The sequence below is a fragment of the Clostridium sp. TF06-15AC genome (assembly GCF_003481165.1).
In the GTDB taxonomy this organism is placed as follows: domain Bacteria; phylum Bacillota; class Clostridia; order Lachnospirales; family Lachnospiraceae; genus Otoolea; species Otoolea fessa.
This window is the reverse complement of record NZ_QUKS01000002.1, coordinates 347,458-368,164: the sequence shown is the minus strand read 5'-3', so window position 1 is coordinate 368,164 and position 20,707 is coordinate 347,458. Positions and strand designations below refer to the sequence as shown.

The following is a 20,707-nucleotide window of genomic DNA, read 5'->3' as shown; positions in this document are numbered from 1 at the left end:
TCCCGCCCGTGAACATTCTCATTCCGTTCCATTCTTTCCCCTTTATCTACAGGGTTTCCGGCACTTTTGTCCACTTATGATTCTATAACAAAAAATTTATAATAATTATTTTCTTATTTATATTTGATTATATACGATGAATGATATATAATCAAGTTAAAGATAAGGAACAAGAGAAAATAATTCATCTTCTTATCTTTCTGGCATAGCCAACCACCCCGATTTTCCCCAAAATCGGTTCCCATATATTGATTATTCCTCATGAGCACGCACTGCAGAACCCTCGTTCCCCAACCAACCCGCAGTTGCGTGCTTATTTGTATGTAATTTTTACCCCGTCCAGCTCCGCTTCTATCAGCTCGTCCCCATCATATGACAATTTCAACGAAAAAAACGTATCCCTTTCAATCAGAAGCTTCAAAAAGATCCGATCGCCGTCCCAGAGCCGCAGAGCCGATACATCCTTTTTCGCCACCCAGGCAAGCTCGCCCTCGTCACATTCGCGAAGCGTTCCCTCAAATCCATCCGCCGTGTACAGGCACATATATTCCGTCGGCCAGCCTTTCGCGATAAACGTCACGATTCCGCGGAAGCGCCAGGAAGTCAGAGTCAGCCCTGTCTCCTCCTTCACTTCGCGCAGCAGGCAGTTCTCCGGGCTTTCATTCTCCTCAAAATGTCCGCCGACGCCAATCCATTTTCCTTCATTCACATCCTGTTTCTTCTTAATGCGGTGCAGCATCAGATATGAATCGTCTTTTTCAATGTAGCAGAGCGTTGTCAGCGGCGAACGCTGTTTTTTTGTCTCTCCCATGCCTCCTGGTACCTCCATTTTTATTTAATGTACGCTCGGAATCTTCAGATGCCCGTAGTCCTTCGCCTCGTCCTCCAGGATATTCTGCAGAAAATCGCTCAGTTCGCTGACATAGCCGATCTTGTTCCAATCTTCCAGCACCGGATTTTCCTTTGCGGCTTCCTCGATCTGATACATCCGTCCTTCATAATAATTCACGCACAGATCCGCGTAGTACGAAGCCATTTCCCGTTTCTTCTCGTCCGTAAAAAATGCATGGCGATCCTCAATATGGCGATTCAGATCCCGAATTGCATCGCGGATTGCCGCCCGACGCAGGATCGACTCCGAATAAGCCGTAAAATCTGCCAGATCACGGTTATGGTACGAGTGGCGTATCGCCCAGCCGTCCACATCGACTGATTTCGCATCATACTGGTAGGTCCCGTCGTTCCAGATGCGGACAATCCCGTAATGGCACGGAGCCATCACCATGGAACCCGTCACAATCTCATAGATGCCCGTGTCCTCGTCTTCCTTATAATGCTGGATATGCAGATGTCCGCTCAAGTGCAGGCGCACGCCATGATCCGACAGCATCCGCACCAGTTCCTCGTTGTGCTCGATCGTACAGTTGTCATAAAAGGCCCGGCTCACTCCGCTCTCATCCAGCAGGTTATGATGGCTGACGGATATCACGCGGGCGCCTTCCCGCTCCGCCTCTTCCAGAATCGGCTCCATCCACTCATACGTTTCCCGGCGGATCATGCCGCCGACCTCATTTTTCGGTTCATACTGACAGGAATCCAGCATCAGCAACCAGTTTGCACTGTCTATCTTATAAAGATAACTCAGCGATGCCGGATCCCGGCTGTCCGCCGCTACATAGCCAAAATCCGCATAGATATCCCGGAACTCGTCCGCTGTGATGGACTCCACCTTTTCCGTTCCATCCGCCGTATAGCGGCGGGCATCCGGGTTATTGATATCGTGGTTTCCCGGTATAACCGCGACCTCAATTCCCGCCTCGCTGAGTCCTTCCAGAAGTTCTGCCAGTTCCTCATGGCTCGCTTTCTCTCCGTCCAGCGTCAGATCTCCGCTCAGAATCAGGAGGTCTGGATCTTCCTCCTTCATATCATCGAGAAAGGCGTCCATGACCTCCCAGCCGTACTCCAGCACGCGCCCGTCTCCGCCCCTCGCCATTCCGACAAAGGAATCACAGCGGTTTCCTGCCAGTTTCTCAGCAAAATAGTGCATATCCGTTGCCACCACGATCTTCTTTTCCACGAAATGGTCCTCGGTTTCCTCTTCCCCGCTTTCTTCGTCTTCGGCAGCCTCATGGCTCTCCTGTGTCTCCTCTGTCTCAGCTGTCTCAGTCTCCGACTCCTGTGTGGCACCCGGACTTTCCGTTTCCGCCTCGCTGGAAACCTCCGTCGCGTCTGCCTCCTTCGATAGAAACGAACAGCCGCCAAGTAGCGCTGCCAGAAGGACTGTTGCCATCACTATACATCCTTTGTTTCTTCTACCTTTTCTCACTGTACCTATCCGCTCCTGTTTTCTCTCTATCTTTCAATTTCTATTTTCACTGCTGTTTCTTGCCTTTACCGCTATGGTTTGTACCAATTCTTCATACATAATCTGCCCCGGCGCGATATATCTACGTCTCGTCATCCACCGGAAGCTCCGTCCGTCCCAGCGCTGCCATCGCCTCTTTTTCCTTTTTGGTCAGTTTCTTGATCGCTGCCTCCCGGCGCATCGCCTCGCTGCGCGTCGCATATTCTTCATAGTATGCCAGCACTACCGGACGGCGGGTTTTCGTGTATTTTGCACCTTTCCCGGCATTGTGCGCCGCCACCCGCGCTGCCAGATGGTTCGTCCACCCGCAGTACAAGGTTCCGTCCGCGCAGCGCAAAAGATATGTATAATTCATGTCTCATCCTGCCTTTATGGTTCGCACTCCCGACAAAAATTTCTCAATACACAGGAAAACGCATCCGGACGCCCTATGTAAACGGCGCCGCGCCTTGCAATGCACGGGCACCGCCCGGTTCGGGAAACTCCTTCCCCGGATCTATCATCAAGCACCGGCCGGATGCGTTTTCCTGGCTTACAAGGCAAAAATCCTTTGTCAAAGTCAAATCTGCATGGATTTTTGCTTGTAACTGTGAAGATATTGAACCGTTACAATAATAGTATATAAAGTTTTCCCCCAAATGCAACCATTCCGGCTGGATTTTTTGGTACTGTACACGCATACGTGTCCAGTAATGATTTTTTCTTTCTAAAATTCCTACCTATGAACAGTTATCCGCCGTTACCTCTTTGATCAGAAGCAGCCGCGCCCCTGCACCGGCTTCCTCCCCGTCGATTTCATTCATTTCCCGCACCTGATCCACCGTCGTGTGGAATTTTTTTGCAATTTTCCACAGAGAATCCCCCGGCTGCACAATATAACCCACAATCCCTGGCTGCTGCTCCCAGCGCTTTAAATCGAACGGCTGTGTCTGCACGGATGTAACCACCTCTTCCTGCATCGGCTGGAATACAAGCAGTTCCACCGTGAGCTGCGCCTTGACCTCCGCCTCACCGCCGCCCAGCATCACCGCGCCGAGCTGTTCCAGCCCCAGATTCAACTGCCAGACGCAGTCTTCCCGGATCCCCTCCGCCTCGACCGTGCCGGAAAATGGCAGAACCTCAGAAATTGCCCCGACCGGCGCCGCGTCATCATCCGTCAGATACAGGAGACTGACTTCCAGCACTCCCTCGATCGCCAGACCGTTTTCTGACGGGCGGCTCTCATCCAGCCGAACAATCCCACTGCTGTGGCAAATCTGCAGAATTCGCTCCGGTTTCTGAAAAGAAACGCTTCCGCCCACCCGCATTTTGCAGCTGTTGCGCGTCAAAAGCCGGTCAAAGCACACCTCCCCCTGCTCGCTCACGACCTCGCAGCCGGTCGAATAGAGATCGCTTAAAAGTTCCACTGATTCTTCTTTATAAAGGCGGATGTCCAGCTCCAGCACCGCCTCCACTTCCACTTCGCGCATCTCCCCATCGCTGTCCGGCTTTTTGCCCGCCTCTGCATGAAGAATCCGGACCCCGACCGCCGGAATCATCTCCTCCACCGCCTCCGAGAGTTCCACCTCACCGGAAAACGGAATACTCTCCTCCAACCACTGAACCGGCGTGTGCTCGCCCTCGCCGCTGTAAATCAGGAACACCGACAATTCACCGTCCAGATGCAGTTTTCCATCCAACGGGCGCACCGAAACATCCCGAAGACGCATCTCCTGCCAGAGAATCGTCTCAATATTCGGCTTATTTGCCGATACGCTTACTTCCTCCCGGACCCGGTAGATATCTTTGCGCCGCACTGCAAGCGTCGCTGCCGGAACGCTTCTCTTCAGGACTTGCAGCCCCGCATCATCCGTCTCGACATCCGCGGCAGCCTGCACATCGACGCGGCTTTCCGCCCGCACCGTAAGCGTCAGCACCGCTTTGGCGCTCAGCTTGCGCGAATGAATCATGGTAATATTCAAATCTTCGATATTCCATACGATCTGCGTATAGTCGCGCTCCGAAAGCTCCGGCACGTTGACCGTTTCCTCAAATGGGATCTCCCCGCCCATCGCCTGCAGCCCGCCCGACTCCCGGCGGTACAGCACCCGGAACACAAGCTTTCCCCGGATCAGCACCTTTTCTCCCTGAATCCGTGAATTTTCTATCTGAACCTCCCCGTCTGACAGCAGTATCTGCACCGCATCATCCAGCGCATCCGGCACAATAAAATCATCATCCAGCGTCAGCTGCGACACCGCTGTCCCCCTCTGCCGGTTCATATGTATCTCTTTTTTGATCAGCTCTATCATAAAAAACGCCCCTTTCCAAACCGCACGCATTTCTCTCAAAGAAATTTATGCAGCCGAAAGGGGCGTTATGAATAATTTTGTGTCAGGCTTTCTCCTGTCCTGCCCGCACTGCCTCCAGTTCCTTCCGCAGGTTTGCCGACTCTTCTCTAAGTTCCTGAAGCTCTTTCCGGAGCGCGTCGATCTGCTCTAAAATACGCTGATCGTCCTCGCCGATGATCATCTTCTGCTTCTTCGGCAGCGCCACGCCGTCCTTCTTGACCGGACGCGCCGGAATGCCGACAGCCGTGGTATTTTCCTCGAGCGGGCGGAGCAGAACCGCATTTGCCGCTACGGAACAGTTATCACCGACCTCGAAAGAACCGAGAATCTTTGCGCCGGAACCAACCGTCACATTATTTCCCAGCGTCGGATGACGTTTACCCTTCTGTGTTCCGACACCGCCCAGCGTCACACCCTGGTAAATCGTACAGTTGTCGCCGACCACCGCCGTCTCACCGATGACAACGCCGCAGCCGTGGTCAATCAGAATACCGTGTCCGAGCTGTGCACCCGGATGAATCTCAATCAATGTAAAGAAACGTGCCACCTGTGAAATCAGGCGCGCAATGAAAAACATATGGTGCTCATAAAACCAGTGCGCCACCCGGTGCCAGATCAGGGCATGTACGCCCTGATATAAAAGTAGTACCTCCAATGCATTTCTCGCAGCCGGATCTCGCTCCTGAACCGCTTTTACATCCATCCAAATATCTTTTAAAATCATGTCTCTTCCCCTTTTACTGAACTGAATGACCTTTCCGTTTCCGCAAAATCCCAGAACCTATCGTCCTTCTCTTCTCCGACAGCCATTCTTTCTGACTGGCTGCTGCAGTTTCTCATTGTCATCCTATGTTGTTTTTATGCTGCCGTTCATATATTTTGTAAACTACAACACCCTGCGATCCCGCCAAATACCTTGCCGCAGAGACGCACATATTCCTGATATTCCGGCGTCTCATTCAAATCCTTCAAAAGGTCTATCATCGACGTGTAATACCACGCCTGTTTCTCTCTGTCCTTCATATTAAACCGCTGCCAGAGCTCCTCCCCGACCAACAGATAGTCACGCGCCATGCTGCGGATATTGCTCAGCTTGTCCGCCATCGTCAGGATCTTCTCCGCCGGACTCGCTGTTTTCAAATGTTCCAGCGTGTGCCCCTTGCGCTCAATCCAGGTTTTGGACTTATCCTCGCTCTCCGCCAAGACCAGATCTGCAACCCGGGTGCCAAACTCCTGTTTCAAATCCTCGTAGGTCACACCCGTGTCCTCGATCGTATCATGCAGAAGTGCCGCTGCCAGTATCTCCTCATCGTTCGTCAGCATCGACGCAATCAGCGCCGTCTCCAGCGGATGAACGATATACGGAATTCTGGTTCCCTTCCGATGTGCGCCCTTATGCGCCTGTTCTGCGAATTTTGCCGCTCTGTCAATCATGGTTGTTCCTCTGTCTATATTGCTTATACTGTTTAAACGATTGCTACTGTTTCAAATGTACATCCATCTTGTTGTATGGAATTTCGATGCCCGCCTCGTCAAATGACAGCTTGATCCGTTCCAGAATGTCCCATCTCGTCTGCCAGTAATCGGACGTCTCTACCCAGCCCCGGATACCAAGCACCACGCTGCTGTCGCCCAGGCTGTCCACAAATACCTTGATGTCCTCGTCCTTCTTCACCATCGGATGTTCCCGGTAAACGCGCTCTAACACTGCCTTTGCCGTCCGGATATCTGCCTCATAGGCGATACCGACCTTGAGTTCCAGCATCCGCTTGTCCATCGCCGTCACGTTGGTCACGGTTGAGTTTGAAAGGGTGCCATTCGGAATGGTGATTGTTTTATTATCGGTTGTCAGGATAGTCGTGTAAACCAGCCCGACCATCGAAACCTTTCCTTCCCCGGACGGGGAAATGATATAATCACCCACCCGGAACGGTTTCATAATTAAAATCAAGAGTCCGCCTGCAAAGTTTCCAAGACTCTGCTGGAGCGCCAAACTCAGCGCAAGACCTGCCGCGCCAAGAACTGTCACAATCGAGGCGCTGTCCATGCCAAGCTGCCCTGCAATCATAAAAAGCAGGAATACATTCATCACAAACTGGGTCAGCGCCCGCAGGAAACGAGTCACACCCACATCCATACCGGCATGCTCCATCGAGCGGGACAGCATCTTCTCGATCATCGAGATGATCTTACGTCCAATCAGGAAAATGATGAGCGCCACCAGTACCTTCTGTCCCAATGCCATAAGCCCCGGGCCAATCCGGTGCATGATCGAAGCCATCGTATCCACGTTCAAATTTGCCGGATCCGATAGTGACTCTGCTACCGCCGCGATCTCCTCGCCTGTCAGCTCTGCCGCTGTTGCCATCTATTTCATTCCTTCCTGTACTTACTCTTTTCCCACCTTTTTATCCAGACCTTCTTCCAATCCCGCCTGTCGTCTCGCAATCGAGGACAGACTGATAATCTTGGAGGAAAGCCCCGCCTTCGCCTCTGCCAGCTTATCTGAAATACCCGCCAGGCGTTCTGCTGCCGCAGCAGCTGTCCCCCCGGCTTTTCCATTGAATGCCGCCGCTGCATCCGCCATCATGCTCTGGAGATCGGTTTCTGCCTTTTCTTTTACACTCTTAGTGCTGTGGGTCGTCTTTTTCGTCTTCGCCGGTTTTTCTTTCTTCTCCGGCTCCGTCGGCGTGCAGTTGAAGACACTGATGCCAAGCGGCGCCAGCTGGATCGTGATGGAATTTTCCTTTCCATCACATTCCTCTGCCTTCGAGGACTTCATACGCGGATTGACCTTTCCGCTTCCGCCGAACTTCTCCGCATCGCTGTTGAAAATCTCTTTGTATTTTCCCTTAAACGGTACGCCGACCATCAGCTTCTCATGCAGCTGCGGGGCAAAGTTGCAGACAAAGAGCAGTGTCTCATCCGCGCCGCGCCGGAGAAATGCAATAATATTGTCCGCTGCATCCATGCAGTTGATCCACTCGAAGCCTTCCGTCTGATAATCTTTCTGATAGAGTGCCGGATGGCTGGTATAAAAGTGATTTAACTCCTTCACATACTCCTTCATCTGGCTGTGGATCGGATACTGCAGCAGCTCCCACTCGATCGATGCATTCTCATTCCACTCATCCATCTGGGCGAAATCCTGTCCCATGAAGAGGAGTTTCTTGCCCGGATGTCCCATCATAAAACCGTATGCCGCCCGCAGGTTCGCAAACTTGTCCTCAAACGTCTGTCCCGGCATCTTATTGACCAGGGAACCTTTTCCGTGAACCACCTCGTCGTGTGAGAATACGAGGACGAAATTTTCACTGTAGGCGTAAATCATGCTGAAGGTCAGCTCATTGTAGTGGTGGCACCGGAAATATGGATCCTGCTCCATATAGCCCAGAAAATCGTTCATCCAGCCCATGTTCCATTTATAATCAAAACCAAGACCGCCGTTCTTCACGTCACCGGTAACCTTCGGCCATGCCGTCGATTCCTCGGCAATCAGAATCGCACCGTCCTTGCGTCCCCTGAAGACAGAGTTCAGATGCTTTAAGAACTCGACCGCCTCCAGATTCTCATGACCGCCGTACATATTGGCAATCCATTCACCCGGATTCTTGCCATAATCCAGATACAGCATCGACGCCACCGCATCAAACCGGATGCCGTCCGCGTGATAGCGGTCCGCCCAGAACATCGCATTCGCAATCAGGAAGTTTGAAACCCCCGGTCTGCCGTAGTTGTAGATCAGCGTACCCCAGTGCGGATGCGCCCCCTGTCTCGGATCCTTGTGCTCATAGAGGCAGCTTCCGTCAAACTGCGCCATGCCCCATGCATCACGCGGGAAATGTGCCGGAACCCAGTCAAGGATAACGCCAATCCCCTGTCCGTGCAGGTAATCCATAAAATACATGAAATCATCCGGTGTGCCGAAGCGGCTGGTCGGTGCGTAATATCCCGTCACCTGATAGCCCCACGAAGCATCCAGAGGATGTTCCATGACCGGCAGAAGTTCCACATGGGTATACCCCATTTCCTTCACATATTCCGCCAGCTTGACCGCGATCTCACGGTAATTGTAAAACTCCGATCCGACAATCTCGCGTCCTCTCTTATCCACCTCGGTCGGTTTTCGCATCCAGGAACCGAGATGTACCTCATAGATCGACATCGGCGCTGTCTTCGTGTCGAGCGCCGCTCGTTTCTTCATCCAGTCCTGATCGTTCCATTTATACTCGTCCAGATCCCAGACGATGGATGCCGTGTTCGGTCTAAGTTCCGCATAGTTCGCATAGGGATCCGCCTTCAGCGCCGGGTCGCCGTTCTTGAACTTAATTTCATATTTATAAACAGCTCCCTTTTTTAGCTCCGGGATAAAAATCTCAAACACGCCCGAATCTCCCAACCGCCGCATCTGGCTGCGTCTGCCATCCCACAGGTTGAAATCACCGACGACACTCACGCGCATCGCTTCCGGCGCCCAGACTGCAAAATAGACGCCGCTCACACCTTTGACCGTCATCGGATGCGCGCCCATCTTATTATAAATGCTGTAGTGGACGCCCGCCTCGAATTTCTTCAAATCCGATTCCGTAAACTGCGGTGCAAAGGAATACGGATCGTGTATCTCGCTTAACGTACCATTATCATAAAACACAAGGAGGGTATAATCCGCCAGAGTCTTGCGCGGAATCAGCGCCGCAAAAAAGCCAGTCTCGTCCGCCATCTCCATCTGGTACTGCTTGCCGGTTGCCGAAAGTTTGACCGTAATATCGCGCGCCGTCGGAATAAACGCCTGTACCAGCATTCCCTCCGGCGTCATATGGGCTCCCAGCATCCGGTGCGGGTTTGCCGCTTCCGAATAGACAATTTCTTCAATTCCAGCCCAGTCCATCAGATCGTATAATGTTTTATCCATACATACGCCCCCTTGCGTTCCTTTGTGGTTTTTGGTTTTAGCTTCATTTTAGCATCCCGCGCCCAATAATACAATCATACACTTCAAAACATTTATGAATTTTCCCGAAATTTCGTGAAAAAACTTGATAAATCAAGGCATCTCATATACACTATTATGGCAGAAGGTTACCATATTACAGTAGCCTATTACTGCTCATGCGTTGCACAAACGTTACTGCCGTAGCAGACACCTTTGGAACTGAAAGTGCCATAAGATAACGTCACACAGACAGCAACAGCAGAGAGAGGAGATATATATGGAAGATCAAGATAGAGACCATATTTCGTCCCGAAGCCATTTCTCCGGGCGTTCCGAGCAGGAACTGGATGAGATGCTCGATGAACTCCGCGCCGGAAAAATCGGCATCAACCAGCCGGGCCAGAACTCTTCGGAACACGATTCGGAAGATATGCCCGAAGAGAACGACAACGCTTCAGGTACCGGAAATGCCGCAAAATCCAAGAAGGGCAAGAGCCGCAAGGAAGGCTTCAATCTCAAGGACGAGGTCATAAGCTGGATTCAGGTCCTGGTTGCCGCCGCTATTATCGCATTCTGCGTCAACCATTTCATCATCGCCAACAGCGAAGTCCCGACCAGCTCGATGGAAACGACCATCATGGCTGGCGACCGCGTCATCGGCTCACGGTTAAGCTACAAATTCGGAGATCCGCAGCGGGGTGACATCGCCATTTTCATTTATCCGGATGATGAAGCGAAAGGCATCAAAACGTACTATGTCAAACGTATCATCGGTATGCCGGGCGACACGATCGACATCGTGGACGGCAAGGTATACTTAAATGGTTCCGATACACCGCTCGACGAGCCGTATCTGCATGAACCGATGGAACCGGAGGAACCGCAGCACTACGAAGTGCCGGATGGCTGCTATTTCATGCTGGGCGACAACCGGAACTATTCCAACGACGCCCGCCGCTGGACGCACAAATACGTCAAGCGCGACAAACTGGTTGCCAAGGTACTGTTCCAGTATTTTCCGAAGATCCAGAAACTGAATTAACCCAATATTTACTTTAGGAAGGAACAAAGAACATCATGAAGAAAGTAGTAAAGTTTGGCGGAAGTTCCCTCGCCAGCGCAAAACAGTTCAAAAAAGTCGGAGATATTATCCGTGCTGATAAATCCAGACGCTACGTTGTACCGTCTGCTCCGGGCAAACGCAACAAAAATGACACCAAAGTAACCGATATGCTCTATGCCTGCTACGAAGCAGCTTCCACCGGCGCAAGCTACGGCAAGCTTCTCTCCGCCATCAAAGAGCGCTATGAGCAGATCATCGACGGTCTGGAGTTGAATTTAAACCTCGATTATGAGTTCAAGACCATCGAGGAAAACTTTATCGCAAAAAAAGGCAGCGATTACGCAGCTTCCCGCGGTGAGTATTTAAACGGTATCATCATGTCCCATTACCTGGGCTATGAGTTCATCGATGCAGCCGAGGTAATCTTCTTTGACGAGAATGGTACATTCCTGTCCGAGAAAACCAATGAAGAGCTGTCCGAACGCCTCGCGCACACTGAGCGCGCCGTTATCCCGGGCTTCTACGGGTCCAATCCGGACGGCACGATCCACACCTTCTCCCGCGGTGGTTCGGATATCACTGGCTCCATCGTAGCCCGCGCGATTCACGCAGACCTCTACGAGAACTGGACCGATGTATCCGGTTTCCTGGTAACCGACCCGCGCATCGTGGAAAATCCGGTTCCGATCGAGACCATCACCTACAAAGAACTGCGTGAACTGGCTTACATGGGTGCCAGCGTCCTTCATGAGGATGCCATCTTCCCGGTACGCCGCGAGGGCATCCCGATCAACATCCGCAACACCAACAAGCCGGAGGATCCGGGTACACTCATCGTCGAGAATACCTGCCGGAAGCCGAAATACACCATCACCGGTATCGCCGGAAAGACTGGTTTCTGCTCTGTCACCATTGAGAAAGCGATGATGAACTCCGAAATTGGGTTTGGGAGAAAAGTTCTGGGTGTCTTCGAGGACTGCGGTATTTCCTTCGAGCATATGCCGTCCGGAATCGATACGATGACCATCTTCGTACACCAGTCCGAATTCGAACAGCATGAGCAGTTCGTTATCTCCAACATCCACCGCGCGGTACAGCCGGATTCCATCGAGCTTGAGTCCGATTTAGCACTCATCGCCGTCGTAGGACGCGGCATGAAGTCCACCCGCGGCACTGCCGGACGCATCTTCTCCGCCCTGGCACACGCCCGCATCAACGTCAAGATGATCGACCAGGGTTCCAGTGAACTCAACATCATCATCGGCGTGAAGAACGCAGATTTCGAGGCGGCTGTGAAAGCGATTTATGATATTTTTATTACAGCGGAGCTGTAAGAGCAAATTTTAAAGTTATTAAGATAAAAAGTCATCTTTGAGACAAACAAAACATCTCAAAGATGACTTTTTATAATTTTATCTTTATGATATACTAATACAGCTACCACCCCTAGACAGGTGCAGAAAGGGGGGTGTGCCATTTTGAATATATTTCTGTCTTTTCTTGTGTCCGTCGTGGCAAGTGTAATCGCCTATTACATATGCAAGTGGTTGGACGGACATCGTTAGGTAGTCAGCCAGAGGCTTAAGCCACCTCGCCCAAATGGAATAAAATCCCTCAGGTGTGCCCGCACCTGAGGGATTTGTTTTTGTGCCACTTTGAACACTTTTGTCTTTTCGCCTAATGGCATTATAGCATATGCCAAATATAATTTCAATATGCTCTTTACTTCCGGTTCGCCTTCTCCATATGCACGTTCTTGCCCTTGATCTTCGCACCGCGCATCGCCTGCAGTACAACGTCCGCATGCTCTCTCGGCACCTCGACGAATGTGTAATTATCGAACATATCGATACTTCCGACCATACGTCCCGGCATGCCGGATTCTCCGGCGATCGCACCGAGGATATCGCCCGGACGGATGCCCTGGTTCTTTCCGATGTTGATGAAGAGACGCGCTACGTCCTCATTTCTGCCACGGCTTCCTCTGCCGTTTCTACCACCACGGCTGCGGCGGCTCTCATCCTCGAGATCCTCCAGCTCACGCAGCGGGCGGTTCTCCTCTAAGAGCTCCTCGCCCTCTTCGCCCATCATCATTTTGAGCAGCGCTGCTGCCAGATCGAGCGTCGTGTAGTCCTCTTCCAGCACACGTTTTTCTACAATATCGATCACCTTGCTCAGATCGCTGTCCTGCAGCACCTCGCCCACCTGGTCGAGAATCTTATCTGCCTTGATGGAGGTCACATCGTCCAGAGACGGAATCGCCTGCGGAATGATGCGGGTCTTGCAATAGCGCTGGATCTCGCGCAGCTTGTAAACCTCTTTGCCGACTACGAGGTTAAATGCCTTGCCCTCGCGTCCGGCACGGCCGGTACGTCCGATGCGATGTACATAATACTCGTCATCCTGCGGTACATCATAGTTGAATACCGCCTCGACATCATCGACGTCGATACCGCGGGCTGCCACATCCGTTGCCACCAGAATGTCCGTCCGTCCGGTACGGAATGCACGCATGACACGGTCACGCTGCTCCTGTTTCAAATCGCCGTGAAGCCCTTCTGCAAAATAGCCGCGTCCCTGTAAGCCCTGTACCAGCTCATCGACCTGCTTTTTCGTGTTGCAAAATACCACTGAGAGCTTCGGATCATAGAGATCCAGCAGACGGCACATAACCTCCAGCTTGTTCTTCGGTTTTACTTCATAATAATACTGGGTTACCTTCGGAACGGTCAGCTCTTTCTTGACCACGCGCACAATCTGCGGATCTTTCTGGAAGTTCGCCGCGATCCGCTGAATCGCCTGCGGCATCGTCGCTGAGAACATCAGCGTCTGTCTCTCCTCCGGCAGTGCGCTTAAGATGGTTTCCATATCCTCTAAAAAGCCCATGTTCAGCATCTCGTCCGCCTCGTCGAGGACAACCGTGTGGATCTGATCCATCTTGACGGTTTTGCGGCGCATGTGATCCATCACACGCCCCGGCGTACCGATGATAACCTGCACACCATCCTTGAGGGAACGGATCTGACGTCCGATCTCCTGTCCGCCGTAAATCGGCAGAACCTTGACACCGTGCATGTATTTTGCCAGGCGGCGGATCTCCTCAGATACCTGGATGGCAAGTTCACGGGTTGGGCAGAGAATGATCGCCTGCGGCTTCTTATTCTTCGGATCGATCTTCTGTAACAGCGGAATACCAAACGCAGCCGTCTTACCGGTACCGGTCTGTGCCTGTCCGATGATATCCAGTCCCTGCAGTTCCAGCGGAATCGCCTGTCCCTGAATCGGAGAAGCCGCCTCGAATCCCATATCGGTGATCGCACGCATGATCTTTGCATCTAACTCTAAATCTTCAAATCTGATTGTTTCCATTCTATTCCTTTCATTGTCTGATTAACGGTCTGCACATTCCGGAGATACATTTCATATATCATATTAGTTATCTTTTTTTTGCATTCTTCCGGAATATTTACAAAAAAAGAAAGAGGCAGTTTGCCCCTTTGCAATACGCATAGCTATCACTATACCAGATCATAGTGTGGATGTCAAACAGATGGAGAAAAATTTGACATCCACCCCATTTGGGACTACACTAACAGTTGATTTCATACAGTTGCTGCATGCTCTATGAACCTGCCGGACTGTCACTGCATTTCTTATTTATATACACCCGAAGTTTTGTTGTACCGGATTTTCTCAAAACTTCCAGACATACATCACAGCAGAAAGGAGGACAGCGCCGTTCTTTTTCCAAAAGGTTTTTGATACAGGCGCCTGTTATCATTATGAAAATCATTGATTCACATTTGCACTTTTGTCCCGGTTACCCGCATTTCGATGAGATTGCCATCGAAGCCGGTCATATCAATAATGAAGAGCATCTGCGGGAATGCTTTCAGAAATATAATATCGTCGGCGGCATCGTCATGGGAAACCGCGGCGTTCACCCGGATAATCACACATACCCGGATTTTCTGCGCTATTGCGTCGGCGTCGAAGCACGAAAACTGACGCCGGAAAAGATTCAGAAGACATGCGATCTTGTCGAAGAAAACTTAAAACGGAATACCTGCGTCGGCATCAAACTCTATCCGGGATATGATTCCATCTACGTTACCGACGAGCGCTTCGAACCGATCTACGACCTCGCCAAGGCGTATAAAAAGCCGGTTGCCATCCACACCGGACAGACCGCCGGTTCCAAAGCATTCATCAAATACAGCCATCCGCTGACCCTCGATGAAGCCGCCGTCCGCCATCCGGATGTCCAGTTCGTCATGTGCCACTTCGGCAACCCGTGGCTGATGGATGCCGCCGCCGTTGTCGAGAAAAATGAAAATGTCGCCGCCGACCTCTCTGGGCTTTTAGAGGGCAAATTTGACATTCCGGAGTTTCTGGAAGAGCAGAGCGGGTATATCAGCACCCTGAAAACCTGGCTTGCCTACATCCGCGACTATGATAAGCTCATGTTCGGCACCGACTGGCCGCTCGCCAACTATGAAGATTACATCGAAATTACGAAACGGCTGATTCCGGAAAAATACTGGGAAACTGTGTTCTATCAGGCGGCGGAGCGGATTTATCATTGCAATTTTTAATGGATTTTTAGAAATCATAGTTCTTTTAAACCATAAAAAAGATACTGAAAACGGCTTATTTCAGGCTGTTCCCAGTATCTTTTTTATCTCAAAACATCATTCTTTCCCGGCACCTGTCACGTCTAAAAACACATCCGCCACTCTTTCCATCCCCAGATACGCATACGGCAGCAGCAGCATAAAATACACCACCGAATACTGCCCCTTCGCCTCCCAGACCAGATGGAACAGGAATCCCCCAATAAACACGATTCCAGGAAGCAGCATCCCCCATCTGTCCGGTTCTCCACGTTCCTGCCTCTCCCAGACCGTTTCCATTCCCTGTTTTTTCACAGCTTTCACAGTTTTTTCTGCCTTTTCTGCTTCTATCCTCTTTTCCCATGTTCGTTTCATCAGAACATGCTTACTTCGGCTTCCTTTGGCACTCATCCCGGCAATCACCCATACGCATGCCATCGCATACACAAACGTCTGCACCAGATTCGCCGCAAAAACATAGAGCCGGTTCAGACCCCCTTCTTCCTTGAAAAGCTCCCATGGCGGGCTTCCCTCCGCCCAGGAGGTATTTCCCACCTCCTGGATCCAGAGACTCTGAAAGGTCGGTTCCGCCCAGATTGACTCGATCTTCCGAACAAAGAAATCAGCGGCTTTCGCCGGTTCCCCTGCCATATCTGAAATCGTTCTCCGCAAATCTGCCTGCGCCCATGCGGCCGCCAGATCCGCATCCCCATCTGCCTTCTGAAAGAGTTTTACCTGATAGCCATTGTACCAGCCTGGTCCACGTTTGCTCTCCTCCAGTCCCATCTGCACCCAGGCAATCATCGGCGCACCGTCCGATACCGTGCGTCCGGTCACGGAAGAAATTCCTGTCTGAATCCCCCGGTTTCCAATCACATACACTGTAATCAGAAGCACCGCTGCCACCAGCAGGCGTGCTTTCCTTCGAAAGACTCCCGAGGATGCCAGATACAAAAACAGCGCCACCAGCACAATCTCATAATTCGACTTGAGGATCACCGCCGCCGCTACTGCTGCCGCGCCAATCCAGAAGTCTCTTCCCCGCCCCTCTTCCACATACCGCACCAGACGTTCCATCGCCAGACACGAAAGTCCAAATCCTGGCATCGTGCCGTACACGAAGAGGATATAGAAAGAAAATGGCAGACAGCACGCCATCCACAAAAGCAAGCTGCACCTTTCGTTTCCCCGGACCGTCATCCGCTGCAGGCTCACGATTCCCAGAATAAAAAATCCGATATTTAAAATCTGGAAAACTACATACGCCGCATCTCCAAAGAAAAATGCCAGCACTGCCATATAGAGAATCAGCCCGTTCTGAGACGGATAAGTGTACGCATACCCAAGCGATCCTTCCGCTGTCCCATACGAATACGCCACCGGCTCCCAGGCGCTGAAATCGCCCTGCAGAAGTCCCTGCGCGGACGCCATACACTGATGAGAGTCAGAACCGCCCCAGGACGGGACAAGGAGAATCCAAAAAAGATAGGCAGCAGCCGCTAAAAGAAGCCATTGGTTTTTCCGGCAGATACGTTTCCGTTCTTCGCCGCCATTTTGCACTTTTTCTTTTCCCACAAGGCGCTTTCGTTCCTTTCTCCGCCTGTAAAACACCGTCAGTCCAATCACACCCGCACCAAAAAACAGGTGCAGAAACAGACTGTCCCTTCCATACTGTACAATCTCAGAACCTCCATAGACCCGGCAGGTCACAAACGCGCTGAGCATCGTCAGGAAAAGAAGGATTCCTCCTAACAGGATCCGCACCAGCCCGATACAAAATTTTTCCAGCATTTTCTTCCTCACTTCTGTCATTTCTGTCAAATTCAGGTTTCATCATTACTGTTCAAGCATCGTGCCCAGCAACTTTTTATCCCTTTTTCATTCCCATCTGTCCTAAAACTTCACTCATTTTATCAAGTCATTTGCTAAATGTCCACTCTTTCCGGCACTCTTTTTGTTACTATGAACAGCTACGGACTTGAACTGTTACCTCTTCCCCAAAATATAGCTTGACATTCCTCTTCGGTTCTGATATATCTTAAACATAGCAGTCATACAACTGACGGATAAGTGGATCAACCACATGAAGTATGACTGGAAATTGCCGACCGTCTGGGCGTCACAGCACAGACCGTGGGTATTTTTTTTACTTTTTTTCACTCTCACTGTCTCTGCTGGGATCGAAATTTTTCAACCAGGAGGGAAACACATGTCTGCTATGTATCAAACATTCCAAAACACACCTATCCTTCAAACGGCCTGGAGAGGTTTTCTGGGCTCCAAATGGACCGACGAAGTGAACGTCCGCGATTTCATCCAGAACAACTATACGCAATATGATGGCGATGAAAGCTTTCTCGCTGCCCCGACCAGTGCCACTCATCTGCTCTGGGAACGCCTTCAAAAGCTTCAGAAGGAAGAGCACGAAAAGGGCGGTGTGCTCGAATGCGAAACTGAAATCGTATCCAGCCTGACCGCCTATGGTCCGGGATATATCGATCCGGAGCTTAAAGATCTGGAACGCATCGTCGGACTTCAGACCGACAAACCACTCAAGCGGGCTTTTATGCCGTTCGGCGGAATCAAGATGGCGGAGGAAGCCGCTGAAACCTACGGCTACCATGTCAATCCAAAATTTCATAAAATCTTTACCGAATACCATAAAACCCACAACCAGGCCGTCTTCGATGCATATACCCCGGAAATGAAAACCGCCCGCCACTGCCATATCGTCACCGGACTTCCGGATACCTATGGACGCGGTCGGATCGTAGGCGACTACCGCCGGATCGCCCTGTACGGAATCGATTTCCTAATTCAGGAAAAGAAAAAGGATCTGGAACGCTGTGGAAATGGCGCCATGTTTGATGACATCATCCGCCAGCGGGAAGAGATCGCCGAGCAGATCCGCGCTCTAAAGGGCATTCAGGAGATGGCTGCCATCTATGGTTTTGATATCTCCCGTCCGGCTTCCAATGCCAAAGAAGCCGTCCAGTGGCTCTACTTCGGTTACCTCGCTGCCGTTAAGACCCAGAACGGTGCCGCCATGAGTGTCGGACGCATTTCCACCTTCCTTGATATCTACATCAACCGGGATTTAACAGAACAAACACTGACCGAGACCGAGGCACAGGAATTAATCGACCATATGACAATGAAATTCCGCATGGTAAAATTCGCCCGGATCCCATCCTACAACCAACTTTTCTCCGGCGATCCGGTCTGGGCGACGCTGGAGGTTGCTGGTCTGGGACAAGACGGGCGTCCGATGGTAACGAAAAACGATTTCCGCTTTTTACATACGCTGGAAAATATGGGACCGTCCCCGGAACCAAACCTGACCGTCCTTTACTCTTCCCGCCTGCCAGAGGCATTTAAGAAATATGCTGCCAAAATCTCCATCAACACATCCTCGATCCAGTATGAAAACGACGATGTCATGCGTCCGATCTGGGGGGACGACTACAGCATCTGCTGCTGCGTCTCCGCCACCCAGACAGGCAAGGAAATGCAGCTGTTCGGCGCCCGTGCCAATCTTGCCAAATGCCTTCTCTATGCCATCAACGGAGGCAGAGACGAGAAATACACTACCAAAGACGGACGCCCGATGCAGGTTGGTCCGGCGTATGCGCCGATCACATCCGAATACCTCGATTATCAGGAAGTCATGCATAAATACGATCAGATGCTGGACTGGCTGGCGGGCATTTATGTGAATATCCTCAATTTGATTCACTATATGCACGATAAATATTACTATGAGTCCGCTGAGATGGCGTTGATCGACACGGATGTCCGGCGTACCTTTGCCACCGGAATCGCCGGTTTCTCCCACGTGGTCGATTCTCTCTCCGCGATCCGGTATGCAAAAGTGAAGGTCATCCGTGATGAATACGGCATCGCCCGCAAGTTTGAGACAGAGGGCGATTTCCCACGCTACGGAAACGATGACGACCGCGCCGACGAGATTGCCGTATGGCTGTTAAAAACCTTTTTACATAAAGTAAAAAAATACCACACCTACCGGAATTCCGAGGCAACCACCTCGATCCTCACGATCACCTCCAATGTTGTATATGGCAAGGCAACCGGCGCACTTCCGGACGGACGGCCGGCATTCACCCCGTTTGCCCCGGGCGCAACTCCTTCCTACGGCGCAGAGCAGAACGGTCTGCTCGCTTCTTTAAACTCGATCGCAAAACTTCCATATGAATATGCGCTCGACGGCATCTCCAACACAGAAACGATTGCACCGGGGGCGCTCGGTCACTCCGAGACAGAGCGGAAAAACAACCTGGTTCACGTCCTGGACGGATATTTTGATCAGGGCGCGCATCATTTAAATGTAAATGTCTTTGGAATCGAAAAACTGAAAGACGCGATGGAACACCCGGAAAAGCCGGAATATGCCAACTTCACCATCCGCGTTTCCGGATATGCCGTTAAATTTATCAATCTGACCAGAGAACAGCAGCTCGACGTGATCGCCCGTACCTGCCACGAGGTGCTGTAACGATGCATACCGGTTATATTCATTCCATCGATACCTTCGGCTCCGTAGACGGTCCCGGTGTCCGCTTCGTGGTATTCATGCAGGGCTGTCTCATGCGCTGCCGCTACTGCCACAATCCGGATACATGGGTACTGCCAAAGGGACTTCCCCTCCCGGACGCCTCCACCCGCACTTCCGGCACATCCGCTCTTTCCAAAGGCGTTTCTTGCCCATCTAAACACACCGGTTCGCAGGAAATCACCCCGGAAGCACTTCTTCGCCAGGCACTCCGCTACCGGAGTTACTGGCGCGGGGGCGGCGGCATCACCGTCAGCGGCGGAGAACCGCTCCTTCAAGCTGACTTTTTATGTGAATTTTTCCAGCTTGCCAAAGAACAGCACATTCACACCACACTGGACACTGCGGGACAGCCATTTACCACCGCCGAACCTTTCTTTTCCCGCCTGACCACGCTTTTAGAGCACACCGATCTTGTTATTCTGGATCTGAAACACATCGATCCTGAAAAACATCGTCTTCTGACTGGGCACTCCAACGAATCCATTCTTTCCTTTGCCCGGTTTTTAGACCAGATTCATAAGCCCATGTGGGTCCGGCATGTTTTAGTCCCCGGCATTACCGATGCTCCGGCCAACCTGCATGGAATCCGTGCATTTCTGGACACACTTTCAAATGTGGAAAAGGTAGAAATTCTCCCCTACCACACACTCGGCATCTATAAATGGGAAACGCTTGGCATTCCCTATTCCCTGTCCGACATCCGTATCCCGGACAAGAACGATCTGAAGCGGGCAAACCAAATCCTGTTGGGATGAAAAAGAATGTGCCTTGGCACATTCGGGCGTCTCGCGCGGTCGCTTGCGACATGTTTCTGCTTCGCGCGAGTGCGC

The 20,707-nt window shown here is 51.4% G+C and carries 15 protein-coding genes and 1 riboswitch; of the genes, 5 read left to right on the top strand and 10 right to left on the bottom strand.

Annotation, left to right across the window (positions count from 1 at the left end; translation table 11 throughout):
* Positions 1-313 precede the first annotated feature (313 nt).
* From DXC57_RS06165 to glgB, 8 genes are all read right to left on the bottom strand, one after another.
* On the bottom strand, positions 314-811 hold the full coding sequence (locus DXC57_RS06165) for an 8-oxo-dGTP diphosphatase (protein ID WP_118651625.1): 498 nt from the start codon (positions 809-811) through the stop codon (positions 314-316).
* A 24-nt stretch (positions 812-835) separates the two neighbouring features.
* Entirely contained in the window at positions 836-2,290 is a 1,455-nt protein-coding gene (locus DXC57_RS06160) for a metallophosphoesterase (protein ID WP_118651623.1), read from the bottom strand.
* 157 nt (positions 2,291-2,447) lie between these two features.
* The gene (locus tag DXC57_RS06155) at positions 2,448-2,720 is read right to left on the bottom strand and encodes a GIY-YIG nuclease family protein (RefSeq protein ID WP_022359457.1); all 273 of its coding nucleotides are present in this window, start codon (positions 2,718-2,720) and stop codon (positions 2,448-2,450) included.
* A gap of 364 nt (positions 2,721-3,084) precedes the next feature.
* Positions 3,085-4,656, bottom strand: coding sequence for an SPOCS domain-containing protein (locus DXC57_RS06150; RefSeq protein WP_118651621.1), 1,572 nt, complete (start codon positions 4,654-4,656; stop codon positions 3,085-3,087).
* Positions 4,657-4,738: 82 nt separating this feature from the next.
* Positions 4,739-5,419: a serine O-acetyltransferase gene (cysE, locus tag DXC57_RS06145; RefSeq protein WP_022359459.1), complete on the bottom strand. Its 681-nt coding sequence runs from the start codon at positions 5,417-5,419 to the stop codon at positions 4,739-4,741.
* 146 nt (positions 5,420-5,565) lie between these two features.
* The gene (locus tag DXC57_RS06140; RefSeq protein ID WP_118522233.1) at positions 5,566-6,129 is read right to left on the bottom strand and encodes an HD domain-containing protein; all 564 of its coding nucleotides are present in this window, start codon (positions 6,127-6,129) and stop codon (positions 5,566-5,568) included.
* Between the two features lie 43 nt (positions 6,130-6,172).
* Positions 6,173-7,063 (bottom strand): mechanosensitive ion channel family protein, encoded by an 891-nt coding sequence (locus DXC57_RS06135; protein ID WP_118651619.1) that lies wholly within the window; start codon positions 7,061-7,063, stop codon positions 6,173-6,175.
* A gap of 21 nt (positions 7,064-7,084) precedes the next feature.
* Entirely contained in the window at positions 7,085-9,607 is a 2,523-nt protein-coding gene (gene glgB / locus DXC57_RS06130) for a 1,4-alpha-glucan branching protein GlgB (RefSeq protein ID WP_243101321.1), read from the bottom strand.
* A 451-nt stretch (positions 9,608-10,058) separates the two neighbouring features.
* On the opposite strand from glgB, the gene lepB reads away from it, so the two are divergent.
* Both lepB and DXC57_RS06120 read left to right on the top strand, forming a co-directional pair.
* Positions 10,059-10,670, top strand: a complete 612-nt coding sequence (gene lepB, locus DXC57_RS06125; RefSeq protein ID WP_118651787.1) for a signal peptidase I — start codon at positions 10,059-10,061, stop codon at positions 10,668-10,670.
* A gap of 35 nt (positions 10,671-10,705) precedes the next feature.
* The gene (locus tag DXC57_RS06120) at positions 10,706-12,025 is read left to right on the top strand and encodes an aspartate kinase (RefSeq protein WP_107000817.1); all 1,320 of its coding nucleotides are present in this window, start codon (positions 10,706-10,708) and stop codon (positions 12,023-12,025) included.
* Positions 12,026-12,413: 388 nt separating this feature from the next.
* On the opposite strand, the gene DXC57_RS06110 is transcribed toward DXC57_RS06120, so the two are convergent.
* Positions 12,414-14,060 carry a DEAD/DEAH box helicase gene (locus tag DXC57_RS06110; protein WP_117796518.1) on the bottom strand — a complete coding sequence of 549 codons (1,647 nt, stop codon included), beginning with the start codon at positions 14,058-14,060 and terminating at the stop codon, positions 12,414-12,416.
* Between the two features lie 413 nt (positions 14,061-14,473).
* Here DXC57_RS06110 and DXC57_RS06105 point away from each other — a divergent pair, with 413 nt between their 5' ends.
* Positions 14,474-15,286: an amidohydrolase family protein gene (locus DXC57_RS06105; RefSeq protein ID WP_022359467.1), complete on the top strand. Its 813-nt coding sequence runs from the start codon at positions 14,474-14,476 to the stop codon at positions 15,284-15,286.
* A gap of 96 nt (positions 15,287-15,382) precedes the next feature.
* On the opposite strand, the gene DXC57_RS06100 is transcribed toward DXC57_RS06105, so the two are convergent.
* Positions 15,383-17,095, bottom strand: coding sequence for a hypothetical protein (locus DXC57_RS06100; RefSeq protein ID WP_118651617.1), 1,713 nt, complete (start codon positions 17,093-17,095; stop codon positions 15,383-15,385).
* A gap of 254 nt (positions 17,096-17,349) precedes the next feature.
* A riboswitch (ZMP/ZTP riboswitch) is annotated at positions 17,350-17,429 on the top strand.
* 84 nt (positions 17,430-17,513) lie between these two features.
* On the opposite strand from DXC57_RS06100, the gene pflB reads away from it, so the two are divergent.
* Both pflB and DXC57_RS06090 read left to right on the top strand, forming a co-directional pair.
* Positions 17,514-19,817, top strand: a complete 2,304-nt coding sequence (gene pflB, locus DXC57_RS06095; protein WP_347501805.1) for a formate C-acetyltransferase — start codon at positions 17,514-17,516, stop codon at positions 19,815-19,817.
* Between the two features lie 2 nt (positions 19,818-19,819).
* Positions 19,820-20,632, top strand: coding sequence for a radical SAM protein (locus DXC57_RS06090; RefSeq protein WP_118651615.1), 813 nt, complete (start codon positions 19,820-19,822; stop codon positions 20,630-20,632).
* Positions 20,633-20,707 lie beyond the last annotated feature (75 nt).

Excerpts from the sequence above, each read along its gene's own strand:
- DXC57_RS06160 (WP_118651623.1), bottom strand. The coding sequence starts at position 2,290 with ATGGCAACAGTCCTTCTGGCAGCGCTACTTGGCGGCTGTTCGTTTCTA.
- pflB (WP_347501805.1), top strand. The coding sequence starts at position 17,514 with ATGTCTGCTATGTATCAAACATTCCAAAACACACCTATCCTTCAAACG.
- cysE (WP_022359459.1), bottom strand. The coding sequence starts at position 5,419 with ATGATTTTAAAAGATATTTGGATGGATGTAAAAGCGGTTCAGGAGCGA.
- DXC57_RS06105 (WP_022359467.1), top strand. The coding sequence starts at position 14,474 with ATGAAAATCATTGATTCACATTTGCACTTTTGTCCCGGTTACCCGCAT.
- glgB (WP_243101321.1), bottom strand. The coding sequence starts at position 9,607 with ATGGATAAAACATTATACGATCTGATGGACTGGGCTGGAATTGAAGAA.
- DXC57_RS06135 (WP_118651619.1), bottom strand. The coding sequence starts at position 7,063 with ATGGCAACAGCGGCAGAGCTGACAGGCGAGGAGATCGCGGCGGTAGCA.
- DXC57_RS06150 (WP_118651621.1), bottom strand. The coding sequence starts at position 4,656 with ATGATAGAGCTGATCAAAAAAGAGATACATATGAACCGGCAGAGGGGG.
- DXC57_RS06140 (WP_118522233.1), bottom strand. The coding sequence starts at position 6,129 with ATGATTGACAGAGCGGCAAAATTCGCAGAACAGGCGCATAAGGGCGCA.
- DXC57_RS06120 (WP_107000817.1), top strand. The coding sequence starts at position 10,706 with ATGAAGAAAGTAGTAAAGTTTGGCGGAAGTTCCCTCGCCAGCGCAAAA.
- DXC57_RS06090 (WP_118651615.1), top strand. The coding sequence starts at position 19,820 with ATGCATACCGGTTATATTCATTCCATCGATACCTTCGGCTCCGTAGAC.
- DXC57_RS06100 (WP_118651617.1), bottom strand. The coding sequence starts at position 17,095 with ATGCTGGAAAAATTTTGTATCGGGCTGGTGCGGATCCTGTTAGGAGGA.
- lepB (WP_118651787.1), top strand. The coding sequence starts at position 10,059 with ATGCCCGAAGAGAACGACAACGCTTCAGGTACCGGAAATGCCGCAAAA.
- DXC57_RS06165 (WP_118651625.1), bottom strand. The coding sequence starts at position 811 with ATGGGAGAGACAAAAAAACAGCGTTCGCCGCTGACAACGCTCTGCTAC.
- DXC57_RS06155 (WP_022359457.1), bottom strand. The coding sequence starts at position 2,720 with ATGAATTATACATATCTTTTGCGCTGCGCGGACGGAACCTTGTACTGC.
- DXC57_RS06110 (WP_117796518.1), bottom strand. The coding sequence starts at position 14,060 with ATGGAAACAATCAGATTTGAAGATTTAGAGTTAGATGCAAAGATCATG.